The organism is Pseudokineococcus marinus (assembly GCF_013004605.1).
Lineage (GTDB): Bacteria > Actinomycetota > Actinomycetes > Actinomycetales > Quadrisphaeraceae > Pseudokineococcus > Pseudokineococcus marinus.
Genome location: NZ_JABEMA010000540.1, coordinates 1 through 1167 on the forward strand (window position 1 = coordinate 1; position 1167 = coordinate 1167).

Below are 1167 nucleotides of genomic sequence, written 5' to 3' on the forward strand. Positions count from 1 at the left end.
CACGGCCGGCGCCGGGGCCGACCGCTCCCCCCGCGCGCACGTCGCGCGGGCCCCGCAGGTCCGGCCGACGGAGGCAGGCATGACCCCCGCACGACGAACCGTGGTGCGCCGGTGGCAGCGCGCCGTCCAGGTGGGCACGGCCTCGACCGCCGTCGCGCTCCTGGTCGGGCTGGTGGTGGGCGCCACCGCCCCCGACGACGTCGGCCCGAGCGGCGCACCGGCCGTCGTCGCCGGCCACCACGGCAGCACGGTCCTGGCCGCCGGACCCGCCACCGAGGGGGCGGCGGCCCTGCTCCCGGGCACCGCCGGTGGACGCACCCCGCACGACCACGGGGACCTCGAGGTGACCGTCATGCTGGGCTCCGGAGGGACGACCCGCGTCCAGGGCGCGGTGGAGCCGGGTGACTGGTACTCGCTGGTGAACCACACCGAGGAGGACCAGGTCCTCACGACCGCCGACGGCGCCCTCGAGGTCGACGTCCCGCTCCAGCGGCTCATCACCCTGCAGGCGCCGGACGCGCCCGGCACCTACCGGCTGGTCTCTACCACGGACGCGACCGTCGTCGCCGAGCTCGTCGTCGCCGGACCGTCCGCCTGAGGCTCAGGACGGCGACAGCACCTCCTGCACCGCCCAGCCGTCCTCCTGCCGGACCAGCCGGAGCCGCGCGGGGACGTCCTGCCCCTCCGCCACCACCGCGAGCACGCTGCCGTCGTCCGCGACGAGCCGGTGCGCCGAGCTGCGCGTCACGACGTCGACGAGGACGTCGTCCGTGCTCGTCCCGGCCGCGTCCGGCACGGGCGCCCGCTCCGCGCGGAGCACCACGGTCTCCAGCCCCGCGAGCCGTGCGCCGCGACGCGCCAGGGCCTCCAGCTCGTCCATGTCCGCCGCCAGGGCGGGGGAACCGGCCGCCGACGCCCGTTCGAGCGGGCCGGCGTCCCTCGTCGCGAAGCCGCGGTCACGCAGCGCCGCGAGCGCGGTCACGGCCGCCACGGGGTCGTCCGTCGCCGCGTCCGCCACCGGGGCTCCGGCCGCGCCCGCCGCCGGGTCCGCCGGAGGCTCCGCGGAGGGGCCGACCGCCGACGCCGTCGGCCGGGTGGGCAAGGCTGCCGGCGACGCCGTGCCACCGGGCTGCTGCGTCGGCGTCTCCGCCGGTCCCGCCGCGGACG

The 1167-nt window shown here is 79.2% G+C and carries 1 protein-coding gene and 1 pseudogene; one reads left to right on the forward strand and one right to left on the reverse strand.

What is annotated here, in order from left to right:
* Positions 1–598 (forward strand): annotated as a pseudogene (locus tag HLB09_RS17315) (hypothetical protein); the annotation flags it as partial.
* Positions 599–601: 3 nt separating this feature from the next.
* Here the strand turns inward: HLB09_RS17315 and HLB09_RS17320 are convergent.
* A complete protein-coding gene (locus HLB09_RS17320; protein WP_171204521.1) occupies positions 602–991 on the reverse strand; it encodes a hypothetical protein in 390 nt (129 codons plus the stop codon).
* Between the last annotated feature and the right edge of the window lie 176 nt (positions 992–1167).